Here is a 20744-nt window from a genome sequence, read left to right on the forward strand (position 1 = left end):
CGGAGACCTTGCCTTGCCCCTACCGACTGTGAACCTGGACGACCGCCGCTTCGACGACATCATGGACGAGGCGCGGCGGCTCATTCCGCAGTTCTGCCCCGAATGGACTGACCACAACGCCTCTGATCCCGGCATGGCGATTCTCGAAGTGTTTGCCTGGATGACCGATCTGCTGCTCTACCGGGTCAATCAGGTGCCGGACAAGCTGCTGATCGCGTTCCTGGAGATGATCGGGGTGCAGCTCGCGCCGCCGCGCGCGGCCGGAGCGCCGGTGACGTTCTACCTCAGCGCGCCCCAGGACACCCCGCTGAGCATTGCCGCTGGCACCGAGATCGCCACCCTGCGCACCGAGGTGAACGAGGCCATCGTGTTCTCCACCGAGCGCGCCGGACTGATCCGGCCCCCCACGCTGCGCGGGCTGTACACCGCCAACACCCTGGCCCAGGTGCGGCTGGACACCGAGGGGCAGGGCGGCGAAGGGCACGGCGACGCCACGCGGCATGATCTGGCGCACCTGGGCCTGCCCGGCTACCGCTTTCCCATCTTTCAGCCGCAGCCGCGCCCGGGCGACGCCCTGTTCATTCAGCTGGAAGGCGATCACAGCGAGCATGTGGTGGCGCTGACCTTCGGCGTGGAGCTGGCCGGGGGCGCCGGGGTGAATCCCAACCACCCGCCCTACGTGTGGGAAGCGTGGCAGGGCGGGGTCAGCCGCTGGGCCACCTGCGAGGTGGAGTACGACGGCACCCAGGCGTTCAACGTCTCTGGCGAGCTGATTCTGCGCCTGCCCACCATGCGCGAGGGCACCTTCTTCGACCAGCACGGCTACTGGCTGCGCTGCCGCCTGACCAACGAGCAGATGCACGCGGGCTACAAGGTCAGCCCCGACCTGGAAACGCTGCAGCTGGACGCCCGGGGTATCACGGTGCCGGCGCGGCACGCGACCATCGTGCAAAACGAACTGCTGGGCCAGAGCAACGGCACCCCGGGGCAGCGGTTCCGGCTGCTGCACGGCCCGGTGCTGTATCTGGACCCCGAACGCGACGTGCTGGAGGTGGTGAGCGCCGAGGGTGACGTGCAGCGCTACACCCCGGTGCCGGACTTCTCGACCTCGGTGCCCGAGGACCGGCACTTCACGCTGGACGCCACCACCGGCGAGGTGGCCTTTGGGCCCAGCATCCTGCAGGCTGACGGCAGCGTGTACCGCTTCGGCGCAGTGCCGCCGCAGGGTGCCACCATTCGCATGCGGCGTTACCAGTACGGCGGCGGCTCGGGCGGCAACGTGCCGGCCCGCGCCCTGAGCGTGCTTAAATCCAGCGTGCCCTACGTGGCGCGCGTGACCAACCACGCTCCGGCTGCCGGTGGGCGCAATGGCCAGCTGCTGGAAGACGCGGTGCAGCGCGTGCCCTACCTGCTGCGGCTGCGCAACCGCGCCGTCACTGCTGACGACTATGAGGGGCTGGCGGCCCAGGTGTCTGGCGTGGCCCGCGCCCGCTGCGTGACCCCCAACATGGCCGTGCCCGGTCAGACCTACCCTGGCCAGATTCGCGCGCTGCAGGTGCCGGCTGGGCAGGTGACCCTGGCGCTGCTGCCCCAGGTGTCGTTCGACGACCTGATTGCGCTGGATGACGTGAGTGCCGATCCCCTGGCGCCGCTGACCGGCCGCATTGCCCCCGAGCGCCTGACCCTGAGCGCCGAGCTGCGCGGCGCCGTGCAGGAGGAGCTGGACCTGCGCCGCCCGGTGGGCACCACCCTGGACCTGCGCGCCCCGCAGTACGTGTGGGTGAGCGTGACCGCCACCCTGCGCGCCGGGGCCGGGGCCAGCCGCCCCATGCGCGAGGACGTGCGCCGCCGCGCCATGCAGGCCCTGTACGGTTACCTGAATCCGTTCACCGGTGGCCCCGACGGCAAAGGCTGGCCCTTTGGGCGCACCCTGAGCATCAGCGAGCTGTACGGCCTGCTGCGCGCGGTGCCCGGCGTGGAAGTGGCCGAGGACGTGCAGGTGGTGCTGACCGAGCCCGGCCAGCCCGAGACGCGCGAAACCATCACCGGCAGCCTGCCCCTGCCCCCGCAGGCCCTGATTGTCTCTGACGTGCACCACGTCCGGGTGGATCACTGATGGCCCAGCTGCAGGTTCGCGTGCGCGGCGAGGTGCTGAGGGTGCTGACCCTCAGCCGTCAGCTGTCCATTGGCCGCACCCCCGACAATGGGCTGCCGCTGCGGGATCCCAGTGTGGCCATCCGCCACGCCGAGATCACCGCTGAAAGCGGCACCCTGCTGCTGACCGACCTGACGGGCGGCGAGGGCGTGACTTTTGTCAATGGGCACCGCCTCTCGCCCAACCAGCCCCACCGTCTGGAACAGGGCGACGAGATTCAGATTGGCCCCTTTACGCTGGCCTTTCTGGCCGATCTGTCGGTGCGCGCAGAGGCCGCGCGCCCCAGTGGCCGGGTGGACGTGCAGGGGGAACTGGCCGCGCGTCCGGCCCGCCCGCCGCTGCCCACCTTCACCGCCGAGCGGCCCGCCCGCGACGGCATGGCGCTGTACACCGAGTTCCTGCCGCCCTTTTTTCAGGAATCCGAATTCCTGGGCCGGTACCTGAAGATTTTTGAAGCACTGTGGGAGCCGATGCAGCGGCGTCAGGACAGCATCGAGCTGCACTTTGATCCCCGGGTGGCCCCGCCGCAGGTGCTGGGCTGGATGGCCGGCTGGCTGGGGCTGCCGCTGGACCCCCACTGGCCCGAGGGCCGCCAGCGCGCCTGGATGCGCGAGGCCGTGACCCTGTACCGCTGGCGCGGCACCCGCTACGGCCTGAGCCGCGCCCTGGAAACGGTGTACGGCCTGACCCCGGTGCTGCGCGAGGACACCGCGCAGCCGCATACCCTGAGCGTGCAACTGCTCGACTCTCTGGACGGCGAGGACACCGCCAGCCGCGAGGCCATCACCCACTTCATCTTCACCCATGCCCCGGCCCACGTGCAGGTCACCGTCGAGTTTGTGGCAGCCCCCCCGGCCGCCCCGCCTCTTCCCGATGACCCCGGACCGCACCGGCCCGTGACACAGGACCCCGCGCATGACTGAGACCAAGATTTTCCACCACTACCAACTGGGCCGCCTGCTGGGCGGGGGCTGGCTGGGCCCTGTCCACGCCGCCACCGACCTGGATGAGGGCCGCGAGGTCGCGCTGCGCATTCTGGACGACGCCAGCAGCGGTCAGTCGTTCCTGCTGATGCAGCTTGAGCGCCTGCTGCTGAAAGTGTCCTCGCTGCGCCACGCGCATGTGCTGCCCACCGAGGCCCTGCAGCAGCGCGACCACCGCGCCTTTTATGCCATGGAACTGGGGCGTCAGGGCAGCGCCCGGCAACTGCTGCAGGGTCAGGCGCGCGCCGCGCAGCCGCTGCCCATCGTCACGGCAGTGGACCTGGTGCGGCAGGCGGCCTCGGGGCTGGCCCACGCCCACAGCCACGGCCTGATGCACGGCAACCTGAAGCCGGAAAACCTGATTCTGCAGCCCGGCCGGGCGCTGCTGGGTCACGCGGGGTATGTCACGCAGCTGAGCGACTTCGGGCTGGCCGAGCTGCGCGCAGGCAGCTACGGCACCCACGACCGCGCGGTGGTGAACGCCCTGGCCTACATGAGCCCCGAACAGTGCCGGGGCGTGCGCAATGAGCTTCGTACCGACCTGTACGCCCTGGGCCTGATTCTGTATGAACTGCTGACGGGCATGGTGCCGTTCGAGATCCGCGACGCCGCCGAGGCACTGGAAAAACACCAGCATGTGGCGCCGCGTCAGCCCAGCCGCCTGCGGCCGGAAATGCCCGGGACTCTGGAAGAGATCGTCCTGACCTGTCTGGCCAAGGACCCGGAGGACCGCTACCCGCACGCCCAGGCCCTGGAAGCGGCGCTGCAGGAGGTCCTGAACGCCCTGATGCCCGGCGGCCCCGAGCCCACGCTGCGCCTCTCGGCCCTGCCGGTCCTGCCGCCGCCGCCTCGCCTGGACAACGTGCAGCCCGGCGCAGACCTGCAACTGCTGGTGTTCAGCGAGCGCCACGAACTCGTGCGCGCCCAGCCGGTCACCACGCCCACGCTGACCATCGGCCGCGCGCCGGACAACGCCGTGGTGCTGGAACATGTGGGGGTCAGCCGCCACCACCTGAATGTGGAATTCAGTGGTGGGCAGGCGCACGTCACAGAACTCACCGCCACCAACGGCACCGTCATGGACGGGCTGCCGCTGACCCCCATGACCCGCCTGCGCTGGCCCACCCGGACGCCGCTGTACCTGCGGCCCTACTGGCTGGTGCTGCTCGAACCCCAGGCGGCGGCCGTGCGCCCCCGCATCGTGGTGACCCCGGAGCGCACCACCCTCAAGCTCTCGCCGGGCACGCCATATGTGCTGGATATTGCCCTGGCGAACACCGGACGCACGGTGGACCACTTCCGCGTGAGCCTGGAAGGCATTCCGCCCGAGTGGGTGCAAGACGCCCACGGCGAGGTGCAGCTGAACCCCGGCATGCAGGGTCAGACCAGCCTGACCCTGCTGGCCCCGCGCGACAGCCGCAGCCGCGCGGGCACCTACGAGGTCAAGGTGCGCGCCCGCTCGCGCGAGAACCCGGCCGAGTACGGCGAGTCGCCCATGACCATTGAGGTGCTGCCGTTCCACGATCTGGTGGCCACCCTGCTGCCCCCGGTGCGCCGCACGTGGCGCCATACCACCTACACCCTGCGCGTGGAGAACAAGGGCAACACCCGCCAGGACGCCCTGACCAAGCTGCTGGACCATGAAGGCCAGATGCTGGCGGTGCCGCGCCCGCAGGACCTGCTGAACACCAACATTCCGCAGACCAGCATGATGACCGGCCGGGGCATTGACCCCACCCTGATGGCCCAGGAAGCGGCCCGGCAGGCCACGCAGCAGGCCCGTCACGCCGCGCTGATGGCCGCGCAGCGCGTGGTGGGGGGCCAGGGGCGTATTCGTCTGGAAGGGCTGCCGGCCATGCTGGAACTGGAACCCGGTCAGAGCCAGGAAGAAACGCTGAAGGTGCGCGTGCCCCTGCGCTGGGTGGGCACCTCCTCGCAGCATGAAATGCGCGTGGACCTGTACAGCGTGCCCGAAACCGAGGAAGACACCGGGCAGCTGATGACGCAGGCCCGGGCCACCCTGCACCACAACCCGCTGATTCCCCTGTGGCTGATTCCCATTCTGCTGCTGCTGCTGGGCATTCTGATCTGGTGGCTGACCCGCCCGCCCGTGATCACGCAGTTTGCCCTGAGCGGCAGCGACACGGCTGTGCGCCCAGGCCAGCCTTTCACGCTGCGCTGGGACACCAGCAACGCCCGCCGCGTCAGCATTCTGGAACTGGGGGCCGACGGGCAGAATCTGCCGCCAGACGGCACCTATCGGGTGAAAAAGGGCATTGCCAAGGACCAGCGCTATACCCTGGTGGCCCGCTCGCTGATTGGCCGCCGCGCTGAGAAGTTCGAAGTGGTGCAGTCGCGCTTTGACCGCCCCGTGATTGAAAAATTCGAGGTCAATCCGCCGCGTGTGGCGGGCAATCAGAAGGTCACCGTCACGTGGAAGGTGCGCAACGCCGAGCAGGTCACCATTACGGAACTGGGCAAGGTGCCTGCTGAGGGCAAGCGCTCGTTTGTGCCGGACAAGGACGTGAATCTGGTTCTGACCGCACAGAACGGCACAGAGAAGGAATCTGACAGCCGCAGTGTGAGCGTGCTGGGCCCAGAGGTTGAAACCTTCGAAATCAAGCCCACGGAAATTCAGAAGGGCCAGAGCGCGGTCCTGACCTGGGACATTCGCAACGCCACCACCGTGACCATTGACGGTCTGGGCACCGTGCCCGCCAAGGGCAAGCGCACGGTGACGCCCAAGGACAGCACCACCTACACCGTCACGGCTGTGGGCGGCAGCAACATGACCAAGAGCGCCAACGCCCGACTGGAAATCACGGTGCCCAAGCCGGAGTTCACCCTGTTCACAGTCTCGCCCAATCCGGTGAAGTCCAACGAGCAGGTGACCATCACCTGGAAAACGAAGAACGCCAGCGGCGTGAATGTGAATTACGGTGTCGGCGCTGAAGACAGTGGCCCCGAGGGCGCCACCGTCAAGAGTCCGCCCGCCTCGGACTTCACCGTAACCCTGACAGCGCGCAACGACGCAGGCGATCAGGTGCCGGTGAGTAAGCAGGTAACCGTCATTCCAATTGACGAGGAGGCCGTTCGCAAGGCTGCTGAGGAAAAGGCGGCAAAGGAAGCCAAGGCCAAGGCTGAGAAGGAAGCGGAGGAAAAGGAAAAAGCCAACATTCAGAAAATCACCTTCACCGCTCAACCCGAGGAGATTGTGGGCGAGGGTGATGTGACCCTGACCTGGAATGCGCCGGACTGGGGCACGGTGACGATCCTGCCGCTTAAAGGCCCAATCAACAACAAGTTTGAGGACCAGGGCAGCCACATCGACGAAAAAGTCAATAAGACCCGGGTCTATACCCTGGTCCTGCCGCTGCGGAACAAACCGCCGCTCAAAATCAGCCGAACGGTCACCGTCAAGCCCCGGCCCATCGAGATTCGCAGCTTCGATGTTTCCAGTAACAGCCTGCAGGCGCCGGGCCCCGTGACCCTGAAATGGGAAGTGGCCAATGCCAGCGCTGTGCGCATTGCCGGTGTGCCTGGGCCGCTGACGGGCAGCAAGTGGCCCCCGAAGGGGCAGGTGACCGTGCAGGTGGCCCGCACCCGCACCTTCGTGCTGAGTGTCGGCACCCAGCAGAAGACGCAACTGGTGAATGTCAAGCCGCTACAGGCGGTCATCAACAGCTTTGATGTGCAGCCCCGGCAGGTCACGGGCCCAGGCACGGTCGTGGTGACCTGGAACGTGAAGAACGCCGCCAGTGTGCGCATTGATGGCGTGCGCGGGCCAAACAGTGACGGCTCGTGGGGCGCGCAGGGCCGGACCACCGTGCCGGTGAGCGCCACCCGCACCTTTACCCTGCGGGCCGGCGAGAACACTCAGAGCCAGACAGTCACGGTGAAGCCCTTGCCCCAGCCGCGCATCAACAGCTTCAGGCCCTCCACCACCGCGCTGACCGGGCCCGGCAAGGTCACCCTGACCTGGGATGTCAGCAACGCCACAGCTGTGCGCATTACCAATCTGGTGGGCAACCTGCCGGGCGGCCTGTGGAAGCCGCAGGGCAGCGCCACTGTGCAGCTGGCCAAATCCACCGTGTTTGTCCTAACAGCCGGCAGCCAGCAGAAGAGTGTGGCGGTGACTGTGTCGCCCCGGGTCACCCCCACCCCTCAGCCCCGGCCGCAGCCCCAACCGCAACCGCAACCACAGCCCCAACCGCAGCCGCAGCCCACACCGGGCGTCGCCCCCCGCGTCACCTCCTTCATTCCCACCCCCAGAAGCGTCAAGGCCGGTTCCTCGACCACCCTCAGCTGGCGCAGCGTGGGGATCAGCAGCGTGCGGATTGAGGGCGTGGACGGCACTTTCCGGCCCAATGACAGCGTGCGCGTCACCCCGGCCCAGACGACCCTGTACAACCTTGTGGCCACCACCAGCACCGGCGGCACCGTGCGCAGCTCCACCACCGTGACGGTCACGGCTGCCAGCAGTCCCTACGCCGATCTGGCGGGGCTATGGAACCATCCGCTGGGTACCCTGACCATTTCCGGCATTGAAGGCCGCCGTGCCAGCGGCACCTTCGTGGGCGAAAGTGACGCCCTGGCCAATGTGCCGCTGGACATCACGTTTACCGGGACCACCCTGACCGCCAGTTCATCACAGCTTTCAGAATTCAAACTGGTCTTGGCGATCAACTCCGGTCGCCGGACAATGACAGGGACCTACACCTTCCGAGGTGACAGTGAACGCTGGTGCATCTACCGTCCCAATACCCCACCCCCCCAGGACTGCCGCTAATTTCACACCGGAGGTGACCCCATGATTCCGACAGGTTCAGGTGGACAGTTTGCCCGTGCACAGATCGTTCCCGTTGAAGGCGACGGCAAGAACCGCAAGTTCGACAAGCCAATTGCGTGCATGTTCAACCCGCGTGAGTACTCTATTTCCCGCACCCTGGAATGGAAAACGGCCGCCAATGACAACAGCGACACCGGCAACAAGGTGTACGCCGGCGGCACCCCCGCCAAGCTGACGCTGGAACTGTTTTTCGATACCTACGCCTTTCGCGCTCAGCCGGGCGTGGTGGAGGACGTGCGCAAGCACACCGACCGCCTGTGGGCCATGACCCAGATGGACCCCTCTACCACCGAAACCGCCAAGGGGTCCAGCCTCAAGAAGCTCCGGCCGCCCAAGGTGCTGTTTCAGTGGGGCAGCACCTGGCACTTTGAAGCGGTGATCAAGGACATGGAGCAGCAATTCACGCTCTTCATGCCCGACGGAACGCCGGTGCGCTCCATCATCAAAGTGACCTTTGAGCAGGCTGACCGCAGCACCGCCTTTCACAACCCCAATTCCAAGGGACCCACGGCAACCCATGTGAGTCAGGGGATTCGCAACGCGGCGGCCGACCGGGGCTTCTCGGGGGACCTGCGCCGCACCACCTTCGGGAAGGGCTAAGGCATGACCCGCACTGTGCGCGACCCCCTGGAAGGGTCTGTCAGCAGCCTCTACATGAATGTGGACGGCCGCGACATGGACCAGGAACTGTTTGAGGTGATTCACGAAATCACCGTGGACAGCAGCCTGCAACTGCCGGACGTGGCCACCATTACCCTGCGGGACCTGGAAGGCATGCTGGTGGATGACGAGCGCTTTAAACTGGGCGCCCGCATCAAGATCATCTCGCAGGTCAAGGACCACAAGGAAACCGTCTTTGACGGCGAACTGGTGGAAATCGAGCCGCGGTACACCCGGTCCACCCAGCAGCTGCGCCTGCGGGCCTTTGACCGACTGCACCGCCTGGCGCGCGGTACCCACACCCGGTCGTTCCAGAACATCAGCGACCTGGACCTGGTGAAAAAACTGGCCGGCGAGGCCGGCATGACTGCCAAAACGGAAGGCAGCAGCGTGGTTCACCCCTATGTGCTGCAGCACAACCAGACCAATCTGGCGTTTCTGCGCGAGCGGGTCTCGCGCCTGGGCATGATTCTGTATGCCGACGGCACCACCCTGCACTGCGAGCCGGTGCGCGGCCAGGACCGCATTGAGCTGACCTGGGGTGACAACCTCTCGGAGTTTCTGCCGCGCCTGACCAGCCTGCAGCAGACCAGCCAGAGCACCATACGCTCCTGGGACCCCAAGCAAAAACGCAGTGTGGTGGGCCAGGCCAGCAGCGGCAAGGGCAAGGCCGAGGTCGCCGAGAGCACGAAAAGCGAGGGCGTGGCCCAGCAGGCGTTCAACATGAAAGCGCCGGCCACCTCCAGCACCCTCATCGTGCGCGATCAGGGGTATGCGGCCGCCATTGCCCAGGCCCAGCGCAACACCGTGGCTGAGCACCTGCTCGAAGCGCGCGGCATCACGGCCGGCTATCCGCGCCTGACGGCCGGCACCACCCTGGAGATCAAGAACGTGGGGCGGCGCTTCAGCGGCAAGTACATTGCCAGCAATGTGCGCCATGTGTACCGCAACGGGGAAGGCTACAGCACCGAATTCAGCGTCACTGGCAGTCGGCCGGATTCGCTGGGCAGCCTGCTGCGTGCGGCCAGCGGCGGCGCCGGCACGGACGCCCCCTACACCCCGGTGCAGGGCCTGATGATCGGCGTGGTGACCAACAACAACGACCCGGACAGCCAGGGGCGCGTGAAGCTGAAACTTCCCGCCCTGACCGAGGACGATGAAACCGACTGGGCGCGCGTGGTGGGCCTGGGCAACGGCCCCAACCGGGGCTCTCACCACACCCCGGAGGTGAACGACGAGGTGCTCGTGGGTTTTGAGCACGGCGACATTCACCACCCCTATGTGATTGGCGGCCTGTGGAACGGCAAGGACAGCCCGCCGCGTCCGGTGGACAAGGTGGTCAAGAACGGCAAGGTGATTCAGCGCGTGTACCGCACCCGCCTGGGCCATGAGTTCATCTACGACGACCCCGACGCCCCCGATCCGCCCAAGATCACCCTGCAGAGCAGCAAGAACCACGCCCTGGAATTAAACGACGATAAGAAGAAGCCCTTCGTCGAACTGCGCTCCAAAGAGGGTCACCGCCTGACCCTGACCGAGGGCAGCGGCCCGCAGGTGATTCTGCGCGACAAGAACGGCAACGAGGTGCTGCTGAATACCCGCAGCAACACCGTGACCATCACCAGCACCGGCAAGCTGGAACTCAAGGCCCGCATGGGCATCAGCATTGATGGCGGCGGCGGCAACGTGGACGTGCGCGGCGTGATGATCAACCTCAACTGAGGCCCGAGGGTAAAGCCTCGCTGAGCCTGACCATCAAGTGCGCCGGCCCGGGTCTGGGCCAGAATAAGGCCCACCGCTGTGCCCCCGTTTCCCTTGCCCCCTCAGGAGATCCCATGACGCAGGCCAACCCTCAGAAACGTCCGCCCGGCCTTCTCGACATCCTGGAACAGAAGGTGGAAGACCTGGCTGATGGCGTACTGGACGCCCTGGGCTGGGGCTCTCCCAAGCCGGCCGCCGGACGCAGGGCGCCCGGCGGCGCGGGCCCGGGCTGGACGCGCGATTTCCGGCATGACAACGGGCAACTCAGCCTGCATCTGCACCTGAAGCGTTCGGGCGACGGCCAGCTGAGCGGACACTACGCGGTGCAGCCCAGGGGCAAGGCGCGCGGGCAGAACTGGCCCCTGGCGGGCCGGGTGCTGGGCGACGGCTCATTTACCCTCCAGGGCACCGAAAACGGCGCCCGGTTCGCCGGGTCCCTGCGTGGCGGCGCGCCTCAGGTGAGCGAGTTCAGAAACCGCAAGTTCACACTGGAAAACTTCACCTTCACCCGCCTGACGGCGGCCGCGCCCCGAGCGAAACCGGCCGCGCGCCCGGCGCCAGCGGCCACGCCGACCCCCAGTGGGCCCACAACCGGGGGCGGCGCGGCCGCTGGCCCGCGCACGGGCGCCCTGCCCGACCTGCCGGCCCTGCGCGAGCCCGGGTTTCTGGCGCGGCTGCGGCAGGTGGCGGCCGCTGTGAATACCTCGCCGGAAATCGTGCTGGCCTTTCTGAACCTGGAAAGCAACCTGGACCCCACCAGCAACAAGGACCGCAAGACCCAGTACAAAGGACTGGGGCAGATTGGCCGCGACGCCCTGGCCGACATCAATGCCCACATTGCCAGCCACAAGTTGCCGCTGCGGGCGCTGGGCAGCACCCAGGAGCTGACCGGCCTGAGCGCCACCCAGCAGCTGGCTTACGTGGAAATCCACCTGAAGCTGCACATGCACGGCGTGGACAAGAAAGCCCGGGCCGCCGGGCGCCATACCTCGCTGGAAGAGGTGTACATGGGCCACCTGGGCGGCAGTGCCCGGTATGCCCAGAAGGACGTGTGGGTCAGTGAGGGCAGCGCCGCGTACCGGCAGAACCCCATGGACGCCGACCAGGACGGCCACAACACACCTGCTGAGGCTGCAGACACGGTGCGCGGCCGGTTCACTGCCAACTTCAAGGCCAACCTGGATGAGCGCAGCCGGCACCTGAAGCCCACGAGGCGCAAGTTCGACGGCAAGACGCAGCTGTTTTACGTGTACGACGCTGGCCACGACAACGGGCTGCCGCTGTTCAGCCTGGACCCGGCTGAGCGGTCCCCCATTCCGGCGCCCGTTCTGCCCAAGCCCCCAGCTGTGGAGATCCGTGAGGAAGAGGAACCGGCGGGCGAGCCCGACGCCCTGGACCGGCTGATGAAACTCGGCGAGGACACCCCGCAGTACACCTCACAGCAGATCCGGGTGGCGCGGGAACTGATCAAGCTGCAGCCTCAGTCGCAGCGTGCCGAGCTGTACCTGATGTTGCAGGAAAAGACCCCGCACCACTCGCAGCGCAACAACGAGAGTCTGGGCCGCGCGGTGGACGGTGACCGGCCAGGCGGCCGCATTGGCAACGTGATGTGCAACCTCACCAGCGCCGCAATGGTGCTGGAGCAGCTGGGCATCGAGAACCCCAACCCGGAAGACTTTCCGCAGTTCGAGGATTATCTGGAAGACCTGCGGCGCAAGTACGTGGACGCCCGTTACCAGGAACTGCTGAACTCGGGGCTGTCGCCGCAGAAGGCGCGCCAGGGGTCGTACGCGCGCTTTCACCGCACCACCATGGAGGGCTGGGGCAAGGTGCTGGGCCTGATGGGTGCCTCGTACGCCACCATTCCGCCGCGCCGCGACCGGGCTTTCTGGGAGAGCACCGTGCGCAAGCACCTGGAGGAGGGCGAGGCTGTGATGTTCAGCATCAACGGCCATATCGTGCGCCTGCAGGGCATGAACGAGCAGGGCCTGATCGTGGATGACCCTTACGGCCAGTCGGTGCTGCTGAAAAACACCGGTATGGCCGCCGGAGACAAGGACGGCAAGTACAGGCACGACCGCACCAAGAGCGGCAACAACACGGTCTGGTCGTGGGCCAGTGTGGCCGAGCACGACATGCTGTGGATTGCGGCGGTGAAGAAGAAGTGACGGCTGGTCTGCGCCGTTTTCTGGCGGGGGGGGTGCTGACCGCCCTGGGCCTGACAGGAGCGGCCACGACTGCGCCGCGCCCCCTGCTGGGGCAGCCGCTGTTCCGGTCAGTGCCCAGTGTAGAAGGGCCAGTGCCGGCGGCGGTGGGTGTGGAAGACGCGGCCTTCTGCCGGACCTACCAGTGTGTGGGCTCTGCCTCGGTGGGCACCACAACCACCGGCACCCAGGGCTGGTACGTGGTGCCCCCGTCTGCCCGGGCGGCCGAGGTGCTGCGGGGCCATGAGGCGGGCCGTTTCTTTCCCGAAGCCACCGTAATGTACGAGCGGAATGTCGTCATGTACACCGATCTGGCCTTTGATACTGCCGTGCGCCAGACGCTCAGTTCCGCCACCCTGAACCTGCTGGGCCATTTCACCCGGCTGGTGCTGGGCGCGCCCATCAGCGGGCAGAAGCTGGCGGCCTGTTACCGGATTCTGCGCACCCAGGCGCGCTGCACAGTGGGCAGCGGCCGGGTGCGGCTGGTCAGCGGCGAGACCAGGACCTACCAGGCGAACTTTCGCGTGTTGGAGGACCCTGAGGGCCGCACCCGCGTGAAATACGCGGTAGGACTGGACGAGTAGATGCCGCGCGCTGCCCCCCGCCCCGCCCCCGCCCAGGACCCCCACCTCCTGCGGGCGGTGTGCGACAGCCTGAGCGCCCAGGTGCTGGACGCTGCCCTGGGTGAACAGAGCGACCCCGAAGCCGCCTATGAGGTGGTGCTGCCGGGCGAACTGGAGCAGACCCGTCTGGGTACCCTGGCGCGCGGTCTGGCCCTGACCCCTTTTGAAACGGGAGTGGTGGCCCTGGCCCTGACCACCGAGCTGTACCCGGAGCGCACCCTGGCCGCCTGCGCCACGGCCCTGCAACTCGAAGGGCCCTACGCGGGCTTTCTCACGCCCTCGCTGTGCCGCCGCTGGCTGCCCGACCCGGCGGGCACCGATGTGGCGGCTTTTCAGCCGGGCAGCGCCCTGTTCCGCTACCACCTGGTTGAACTGGGTCAGAGCGTGAATGCCAGTGTGGTGGAGGCCCTGACCCCGCTGCGCCTGAGTGCCGGCGCCCTGGCCTACCTGCGCGGCGATGACGGCGCAGCCCTGGAACTGCGCAGTGTGGCGCAGCCGATGCCCAGCGGCGGCCTGCTGAGCGACTCGCAGGAGGCCGTGGTTCAGACGGCCCGCAAGCACCTGTCGCGCGGGGGCAGTGACCGGGCGGTGCTGCTGTACGGCACCCAGACGGCCGCCATGCGCTCGCTGGCCGCGCACCTGCTGGCGGACCAGACCGGCTCAGCCCTGCTGCTGGACATCTCGGCCCTGGCTGCGCGCCCGGCAGAGGAACTGAATGTGATCCTGCGGGCGCTGGAGCGCAGCGGCCGGGTGAATGCCGCGCCGCTGGTGCTGGACGCCACGGGTGACGCCCCCGAGGGCCAGACCCTGGACGACCTGACCGGGCGGGTGCTGGAGGCCGCCACCGGGCTGTGCGTGATTCTGGCCGCTGATCCGCTGCCGCTGGAGTCGGCGCGCGCCATCCTGCCGCTGGAGGTGCAGGCCCCGACGCCCCTGGAGCAGCGCGAGCGCTGGGCCCAGGCGCTGGGTGTAAGCGGTGACTCCAGCCTGCTGCGGCAACTGGGCGACCAGTACGCCCTGAGCCTGGACCGCATTGACACCCTGGCGCGTGAGGCGAGGGCGGCGCTGCCCGGTAACGCCCCGCACGCCGCCCGGCTGGACCGGGCCTGGGAAGCGGCCCGCACCGCCAACCGCCGCCTGATGGGCTCGCTGGCCCAGCGCATCGAAACGCGCGCCGGCTGGGACGACCTGATTCTGCCGGCCGCCGACCGCGCCGCGCTGGAACAGATCGCCGCCCATGTGCGCCACCGCTCGCAGGTGTACGAGGACATGGGCATGGCCCGCCCCGGGCGCGGGCGCTCTATCGCCGCGCTGTTCAGCGGCCCCAGCGGCACCGGCAAGACGCTGAGTGCCGAGGTGCTGGCCCGCGACCTGAACCTGGACCTGTACCGGGTGGACCTCAGCAGCACGGTCAGCAAGTACATCGGGGAAACCGAGAAGAACCTCAAGAAGATCTTCGATGCGGCCGATCAGGGCGGCTGCGTCCTACTGTTCGACGAGGCCGACAGCGTGTTCGGCAAACGCGGCGAGGTGCGCGATTCCAACGACCGCTACGCCAACGTGCAGGTCAATTACCTGCTGCAGCGCCTGGAGAGCTTTAACGGGCTGGCGGTGCTGACCACCAACATGGAAAGCAGCATGGACATCGCCTTTATGCGCCGGCTGCAGTTCGTGATCAATTTCCGCGCGCCGCAGGCCCACGAGCGCGAGCGGCTGTGGCGCGGGGCCTTTCCCAAGACCCTGGACACCAGCGCCCTGGATTTCCCCAAACTGGCCGCCGCTGACGTGGCCGGGGGCAACATTCGCAGCGTGGTCATGAACGCGGTGTTCATGGCCGTGGCGCGTGGGGTGCCCCTGAGCCAGCCCCTGGTGGAAGAGGCCCTGCACCTCGAATACCGCAAACTGGGCCGACTGGTGCTGTAGGGACTGGTGCTGTCGGCAAAGGCGAGGGGCCGGACCAGGGCAGCCTCGCCCGGTCCGGCCCCTTGTTCGCCTACAGGCCCACCGAGATGAACTTCGTCTCCAGATACTCGTCCAGGCCCCAGTGCCCGCCCTCGCGGCCCACACCGCTGTTCTTCATGCCCCCAAAGGGCACATGCGGAGCGCCGGCGCTGGGTACGCCGTCGTTGATGCCCACGATGCCGTATTCCAGCGCCTCGGCCACCCGCCACGCGCGGCTCAGGTCGCGGGTGTAGGCGTAGGCTGCCAGCCCATACTCCGAGGCGTTGGCAAGGCGCAGCGCCTCTTCCTCGGTGTCAAAGGGCACCACCGGCGCCACCGGCCCAAAGGTTTCCTCTCGCAGGATGAGCGAATCCGGGTGAACGTCGGTGAGCACCGTGGGATGAAAGAACAGCCCCTCTTTCACCGTGCCGCCCACCGTGGCCCGCGCGCCGCGCTGCAGGGCGTCGTCCACCTGCGCCACGATCTTGTCCAGGCCCGCCTGTTCCACCACCGGGCCCACGCCGGTGCCGTCCAGCAGGGGGTCGCCCACCACCAGCTTGCCGGTCAGGCGGGTCAGGATGGCTGTAAATTCCTCGGCCACGGCGCGCTGCACATACACACGGTTGGTGCTGATACAGGTTTGCCCCGCGTTGCGGAACTTGCTGCCCACCACCTCGCGCGCGGCTTTGTCCAGATCGGCGTCCTGGAACACCAGGAAAGGCGCGTGGCCGCCCAGTTCCAGCGACACCCGTTTCAGGGTCTGGGCGGCCTGGGTGTACAGCAGGCGCCCCACAGCGGTGGAGCCTGTAAAGGTCAGTTTGCGCACCCGCTCGTCGGCCATGAAAGGCGCGCTGAAAGCCGGGGCGTCGTTCGTGGGCAGCACCTGCAGCGTGTTGGCGGGCCCACCCGCCTGCAGCCACAGTTCGGCCAGATACAGCGCGGTCATGGGGCTCTGTTCGGCGGGTTTGAGGATCATCACGCAGCCGGCGGCCAGGGCAGGCGCGGCCTTGCGGGTGATCATGCCAGCCGGGAAATTCCAGGGGGTCACGGCGTACACGGTGCCCACGGGCTCGGCGTTTGTGAAACCGCGCTTGCGGTTCTGGCGCATGGAAATCCGCTCGCCGCTGATGCGTCCGGCTTCCTCGGCGCACCACTCCACGAAGCTGGCGGCGTAATGCACCTCGCCGCGCGTCTCGCTGATGGGTTTGCCCATTTCCAGGGTCATCAGGCGGGCCAGCTGCTCCTTGTGCTCGAACATCAGGTCGTGCCAGCGGCGCAGAATCTGGCCGCGCTGATACGGATTGACCTGCCGCCACGCGCGCAGGGCTTCTTCGGCGGCGTCAATGGCCCGGCGGGCGTCATCGGCGGTGCAGTCGGCCACGGCGCCAATGGGTTCCAGGGTGCCGGGGTGAATCACCTCGAAGGTGCGGGCGCCGGCGCGCCACTCGCCGTCAAAGTAAGCCTGGGTGCGGGTCACGGGGTCGTTGAGCAGGGCAGTCATGGGGCTCCTTGAACAGGGGAGAGAGAGGCGAAATGGTGGCTGCAGCGTAGCGCGCCGGCTGGCTGCCCTGCCCCGCATCACCGGACACGGGGCCTCTGCTTTCCGCCCACGTTCAAAATTGACGTGCGCGTAACTTCCGGCCTATGCTGAACCGACGTCTCACACTGGAGGATTGTTCATGCCCCTGAAGCAACTGTTTGACCTGAGCGGCAAGGTGGCCCTGGTAACCGGCGGCAGCCGGGGCCTGGGCCTGCAAATCGCCGAGGCGCTGGGCGAGTACGGCGCGAGTGTGGTGCTCACGGCCCGCAAGGCCCACGAACTGGAAGCCGCCGCCGCCCACCTGCGCGCCCAGGGGATGACGGTGCATGTGCTGCCCGGCGACCTCTCGGCCCTGGAGACCATAGACGCGGCGGTGGAGCAGCTGCTGGCCCAAGTGGGCCACATTGACATTCTGGTGAACAATGCCGGGGCCACCTGGGGTGCCCCCACGGCCGAGCACCCCCTGGACGCCTGGCAGAAGGTGATGAACGTGAACGTGAATGGTGCCTTCGTGCTGACCCAGAGCGTGCTGCGCCGCTCCATGCTGCCGCGCGGCTGGGGCCGCATCATCAACGTGGCCTCGGTGGCGGGGCTGCGCGGCAACGACCCGCGCATGGTGCCCACCCTGGCCTACAACACCAGCAAGGGGGCCCTGGTGAACTTCACCCGCGCCCTGGCGGCCGAGTTCGCCGCGCAGGGGATTACGGTCAACAGCATCTGCCCCGGCTACTTTCCCACCAGGATGACCAGGGGCACCCTGGCCTACGGCGAGGCGGCCATTCTGGAGCACACCCCCATGCGGCGGCTGGGCGGCGACGAGGACCTCAAGGGCGTGGCCCTGCTGCTGGCCAGCGACGCCGGGGCGTACATCACCGGGCAGAACATCGCCGTGGACGGCGGGATGACGGCCGTATGAAACCGGCTGAACTGGCCGCGCATCTGGGGCAGGAGGTGGCGTGCTCCGGCTGGGTGGAGGTGACGCAGGCGCGCATAGACGCCTTTGCCCACGCCACGGGCGACCACCAGTTCATTCACGTGGACCCTGCGCGCGCGGCAGCCGGGCCTTTTGGCGGCACCATTGCCCACGGCTTCCTTACCCTGTCTCTCCTGGCCGGTGAATTCATGACCCAGGGTGGGGTGCCGGCCATTGAAGGCGCCCGGCTGGTCGTGAATTACGGCCTGAACCGGGTGCGGTTTATCACGCCGGTGCGTGCCGGGGCCCGGCTGCGCACCCGCGCCGCGCTGCAGGCGGTCCAGGCGGGGGAGGGGTACGTGCAGCTCACCCTGGCCAACACCATTGAGATTGAGGGCGAGCCCCGGCCCGCCTGCACGGCCGAAGTGGTGTACCGGATTTTCCTGTGAGACGCCTGACCAACCGCAAGAAGCTGCGCGGCGGCCACACCCAGTTGCGGCGGCTGGCCCGCTGGCGCCAGCGGTTCCTGGAACCCGACTGGACTGAGCTGGAGGCTTTTGGCGTGGATTACGTGAAACTGTGGCTTGATCCCTGGTCCCGGTATCCGCGCCGGAATCCACCAGCGTGGCTGCGCCGGGAGATGCTGACAGGTCTGCTGGACATTCACACTGCCTGGGCCCGCGCCGCTGCCGGCCGGGCGGACGTGGGCTATCTGGCGCTGTGGGTGTCGTGGCCCCACTTCATTGATTCGCAGGTGGTCATGGCCTCGCCCGAGCGGGCGCAGATGTACCGCACCATGTTCACGCCTGCCAAGCCCCGGCCGCTGCCCCCGCAGCTGCTGGCGCAGGAACCGCGTCTGAGCGACCTGCACTGGGCGACAGGGCTGGACGAGTTCTTCCTGACCGGGGAGGAGGTGGCAGCGGGGCTGTCGGTGCTGCGCCGCCCTTACCGGGTGGCGGACCCGGGGCCCCTCCATTCCCTGTATGCCTTCCAGCGCGGCCATGTGTGGGTGGGCCAGAAAGGAGAAGACGCATGACCCCCGTGTATGTGACCGGTGATACGGATTCCGTTCATTTCCGTAACATCCGGGAAAGAGCCGGATGTTCCTTCAATTCCCGGAAATCCGCATCTTTTCCTGCTCCCTTCGGTCGAAAAAATTCCGTAACTCGTTACGGAATTTTTCGGAACCTGTATGACGCCACGCAGCCGCAGGGCGACGGGCCCAAGCTGCTGGTGCATGTGTGCAATGACATCGGCGCCTGGGGCCGGGGCTTTGTGCTGGCCCTGTCGCAGCGGTTCAGGGCGCCCGAAACGGAGTTCAAACGCTGGGCAGCTGGTGAAACGGGGCAGCCCTACGCGCTGGGCGAGGTGCAGTTTGTGCCGGTGGCCCCGGACCTCGTGGTGGCCAATCTGGTGGGCCAGCACGACATTGCCCGCAAGAACCGGCCTGCCCCCCAGCCCCCGGTGCGCTACGAAGCCATTCGCACTAGGCTGGCGCGGGTGCGGCGCGAGGCCCAGCAGCAGGGTGCCACCGTCCACATGCCCCGGATTGGCGCGGGGGTGGCGGGCGGCGACTGGGCAATCATTGAACCCATCATCGAGGACGAGTTGACCCGGCACGGCGTGCACGTCACCGTGTACGACCTGCCGGCCCAGGACCCCCAGTGATTCGCGGCACCTTCGAGGCCACCCTCGCCTTTGCCCCTGACCGCCCCCTCTTCGACGAGGACGCCCGGTGCGCCGAGCAGGTGGCCGATGACGATTTGCCGGAAGCACTGGCGCTGCGCGGCCCACGCGGCGTGGGCCAGCGCGACATGCTGCTGAGCATTGAGGGGGACTGGGCGGGCTTCCGGCCGCTGCACCCGGAAGAGGAGCCCCTATGACCCTGTTTGACCTCTCCCCCCGCACCCGTGATCTGCACGTGCGGCTGCAGCGCTTCATGGACGCCCACATCTATCCCAACGAGGCGGCTGTGAGGGACCAGATTGACACGGGAGACCGCTGGGCCCCGCTGCCCCTGCTGGAAACGCTGAAAGAGCAGGCGCGTGCCGAGGGCCTGTGGAACCTCTTTCTGCCGCCGGCCAGTGACCCCCAGGGCCGTTTTGGGGCGGGCCTGACCAACCTGGACTACGCGCCGCTGTGCGAACTGATGGGCCGCGTGTGGTGGGCGCCTGAAGTCTTTAACTGCTCGGCCCCCGACACCGGCAACATGGAGGTGCTGGCCCGCTACGGCACCCCGGAGCAGCAGGAGGCGTGGTTGTGGCCGCTCCTGCGCGGCGAGATCCGTTCGGCCTTTTCCATGACCGAGCCGGACGTGGCGTCCAGCGACGCCACCAACATCCAGGCCCGCATCGAGCGTGACGGCGACGAGTACGTATTGAGCGGCGAGAAGTGGTGGACCAGTGGCGCGGGTGATTCCCGCTGCGCCGTGACCATCTTCATGGGCAAGACGAACCCGCAGGCCCCTCGCCACGAGCAGCAGAGCATGATTCTGGTGCCCATGAGCGCCCCCGGCGTGACCACCAAGCGGATGCTGACCGTCTTCGGCTACGACGACGCGCCCCACGGCCACGCGCAGATGACCTTCCGCGACGTGCGCGTGCCGGCGAGCAACCTCCTGCTGGGCGAGGGCCGGGGCTTTGAAATTGCGCAGGGGCGGCTGGGGCCGGGCCGCATTCACCACTGCATGCGCCTGATTGGGCAGGCCGAGCGCGCCCTGACACTGATGGTGGAGCGGGCACAGCAGCGGGTGGCCTTTGGCAAGCCGCTTTCGGGGCACCAGCATGTGCGCGAGGCCATTGCCCATTCCCGCATCGAGATTGATCAGGCGCGGCTGCTGACGCTGCAGGCCGCCCACCTGATGGACACTGTGGGCAACCGCGCGGCGCGGGGGCAGATTGCCGCCATCAAGGTGGTCGCGCCCAATGTGGCGCTGCGGGTGATTGACCGCGCCATTCAGGTGTTCGGCGGCGCCGGGGTCAGCCAGGACACGCCGCTGGCCCTGATGTACGCCCAGGCCCGCACCCTGCGGCTGGCCGATGGCCCGGACATCGTGCACACCGAGACGGTGGCCAAGGTGGAACTGGGGCGGCACGCCCGCCACCAGGAGGACTGA

The 20744-nt window shown here is 67.7% G+C and carries 15 protein-coding genes; 14 read left to right on the forward strand and 1 reads right to left on the reverse strand.

Annotation, left to right across the window (positions count from 1 at the left end; all coding sequences use genetic code 11):
* Nucleotides 1-13 precede the first annotated feature (13 nt).
* The 8 genes from C8263_RS13835 (at nucleotide 14) to C8263_RS13870 (ending at nucleotide 15158) form a co-directional block, all read left to right on the forward strand.
* Nucleotides 14-2116: a putative baseplate assembly protein gene (locus C8263_RS13835; RefSeq protein WP_107138726.1), complete on the forward strand. Its 2103-nt coding sequence runs from the start codon at nucleotides 14-16 to the stop codon at nucleotides 2114-2116.
* Entirely contained in the window at nucleotides 2116-3078 is a 963-nt protein-coding gene (locus C8263_RS13840) for an FHA domain-containing protein (RefSeq protein WP_107138727.1), read from the forward strand. The genes C8263_RS13835 and C8263_RS13840 overlap by 1 nt, the downstream gene beginning before the upstream one ends.
* Nucleotides 3071-7927 carry a serine/threonine protein kinase gene (locus C8263_RS13845; RefSeq protein WP_107138728.1) on the forward strand — a complete coding sequence of 1619 codons (4857 nt, stop codon included), beginning with the start codon at nucleotides 3071-3073 and terminating at the stop codon, nucleotides 7925-7927. The genes C8263_RS13840 and C8263_RS13845 overlap by 8 nt, the downstream gene beginning before the upstream one ends.
* A gap of 21 nt (nucleotides 7928-7948) precedes the next feature.
* Nucleotides 7949-8587 carry a CIS tube protein gene (locus tag C8263_RS13850; RefSeq protein WP_146160693.1) on the forward strand — a complete coding sequence of 213 codons (639 nt, stop codon included), beginning with the start codon at nucleotides 7949-7951 and terminating at the stop codon, nucleotides 8585-8587.
* Between the two features lie 3 nt (nucleotides 8588-8590).
* The gene (locus C8263_RS13855) at nucleotides 8591-10369 is read left to right on the forward strand and encodes a VgrG-related protein (RefSeq protein ID WP_107138730.1); all 1779 of its coding nucleotides are present in this window, start codon (nucleotides 8591-8593) and stop codon (nucleotides 10367-10369) included.
* 113 nt (nucleotides 10370-10482) lie between these two features.
* Nucleotides 10483-12576, forward strand: a complete 2094-nt coding sequence (locus C8263_RS13860) for a C39 family peptidase (protein ID WP_107138731.1) — start codon at nucleotides 10483-10485, stop codon at nucleotides 12574-12576.
* The gene (locus tag C8263_RS13865; protein ID WP_107138732.1) at nucleotides 12573-13196 is read left to right on the forward strand and encodes a hypothetical protein; all 624 of its coding nucleotides are present in this window, start codon (nucleotides 12573-12575) and stop codon (nucleotides 13194-13196) included. The genes C8263_RS13860 and C8263_RS13865 overlap by 4 nt, the downstream gene beginning before the upstream one ends.
* Nucleotides 13197-15158, forward strand: coding sequence for an ATP-binding protein (locus C8263_RS13870; RefSeq protein ID WP_107138733.1), 1962 nt, complete (start codon nucleotides 13197-13199; stop codon nucleotides 15156-15158).
* Between the two features lie 70 nt (nucleotides 15159-15228).
* Here the strand turns inward: C8263_RS13870 and C8263_RS13875 are convergent, their stop codons facing one another.
* Entirely contained in the window at nucleotides 15229-16677 is a 1449-nt protein-coding gene (locus C8263_RS13875; RefSeq protein WP_107138734.1) for an NAD-dependent succinate-semialdehyde dehydrogenase, read from the reverse strand.
* Between the two features lie 178 nt (nucleotides 16678-16855).
* On the opposite strand from C8263_RS13875, the gene C8263_RS13880 reads away from it, so the two are divergent.
* The 6 genes from C8263_RS13880 to C8263_RS13905 are packed head-to-tail and all read left to right on the forward strand — an operon-like array spanning nucleotide 16856 to nucleotide 20744.
* Nucleotides 16856-17632, forward strand: a complete 777-nt coding sequence (locus tag C8263_RS13880) for an SDR family oxidoreductase (protein WP_107138794.1) — start codon at nucleotides 16856-16858, stop codon at nucleotides 17630-17632.
* The gene (locus C8263_RS13885) at nucleotides 17629-18078 is read left to right on the forward strand and encodes a MaoC family dehydratase (RefSeq protein WP_107138735.1); all 450 of its coding nucleotides are present in this window, start codon (nucleotides 17629-17631) and stop codon (nucleotides 18076-18078) included. The genes C8263_RS13880 and C8263_RS13885 overlap by 4 nt, the downstream gene beginning before the upstream one ends.
* Nucleotides 18075-18665, forward strand: a complete 591-nt coding sequence (locus C8263_RS13890; RefSeq protein ID WP_107138736.1) for a hypothetical protein — start codon at nucleotides 18075-18077, stop codon at nucleotides 18663-18665. The genes C8263_RS13885 and C8263_RS13890 overlap by 4 nt, the downstream gene beginning before the upstream one ends.
* Nucleotides 18662-19297, forward strand: a complete 636-nt coding sequence (locus C8263_RS13895) for a macro domain-containing protein (protein ID WP_233218820.1) — start codon at nucleotides 18662-18664, stop codon at nucleotides 19295-19297. Before C8263_RS13890 ends, C8263_RS13895 begins: the two co-directional genes overlap by 4 nt.
* Nucleotides 19294-19512, forward strand: a complete 219-nt coding sequence (locus C8263_RS13900; protein ID WP_107138737.1) for a hypothetical protein — start codon at nucleotides 19294-19296, stop codon at nucleotides 19510-19512. The genes C8263_RS13895 and C8263_RS13900 overlap by 4 nt, the downstream gene beginning before the upstream one ends.
* On the forward strand, nucleotides 19509-20744 hold the full coding sequence (locus C8263_RS13905; protein ID WP_107138738.1) for an acyl-CoA dehydrogenase family protein: 1236 nt from the start codon (nucleotides 19509-19511) through the stop codon (nucleotides 20742-20744). The genes C8263_RS13900 and C8263_RS13905 overlap by 4 nt, the downstream gene beginning before the upstream one ends.

Origin of the sequence: Deinococcus arcticus, assembly GCF_003028415.1 — a bacterium.
GTDB lineage: Bacteria > Deinococcota > Deinococci > Deinococcales > Deinococcaceae > Deinococcus > Deinococcus arcticus.

Bases quoted from the DNA above. Each gene is read 5' to 3' on its own strand.
- C8263_RS13905 (WP_107138738.1), top strand. From the start codon at position 19,509: ATGACCCTGTTTGACCTCTCCCCCCGCACCCGTGATCTGCACGTGCGG.
- C8263_RS13875 (WP_107138734.1), bottom strand. From the start codon at position 16,677: ATGACTGCCCTGCTCAACGACCCCGTGACCCGCACCCAGGCTTACTTT.
- C8263_RS13885 (WP_107138735.1), top strand. From the start codon at position 17,629: ATGAAACCGGCTGAACTGGCCGCGCATCTGGGGCAGGAGGTGGCGTGC.
- C8263_RS13895 (WP_233218820.1), top strand. From the start codon at position 18,662: ATGACCCCCGTGTATGTGACCGGTGATACGGATTCCGTTCATTTCCGT.
- C8263_RS13855 (WP_107138730.1), top strand. From the start codon at position 8,591: ATGACCCGCACTGTGCGCGACCCCCTGGAAGGGTCTGTCAGCAGCCTC.
- C8263_RS13840 (WP_107138727.1), top strand. From the start codon at position 2,116: ATGGCCCAGCTGCAGGTTCGCGTGCGCGGCGAGGTGCTGAGGGTGCTG.
- C8263_RS13845 (WP_107138728.1), top strand. From the start codon at position 3,071: ATGACTGAGACCAAGATTTTCCACCACTACCAACTGGGCCGCCTGCTG.
- C8263_RS13880 (WP_107138794.1), top strand. From the start codon at position 16,856: ATGCCCCTGAAGCAACTGTTTGACCTGAGCGGCAAGGTGGCCCTGGTA.
- C8263_RS13850 (WP_146160693.1), top strand. From the start codon at position 7,949: ATGATTCCGACAGGTTCAGGTGGACAGTTTGCCCGTGCACAGATCGTT.
- C8263_RS13860 (WP_107138731.1), top strand. From the start codon at position 10,483: ATGACGCAGGCCAACCCTCAGAAACGTCCGCCCGGCCTTCTCGACATC.
- C8263_RS13870 (WP_107138733.1), top strand. From the start codon at position 13,197: ATGCCGCGCGCTGCCCCCCGCCCCGCCCCCGCCCAGGACCCCCACCTC.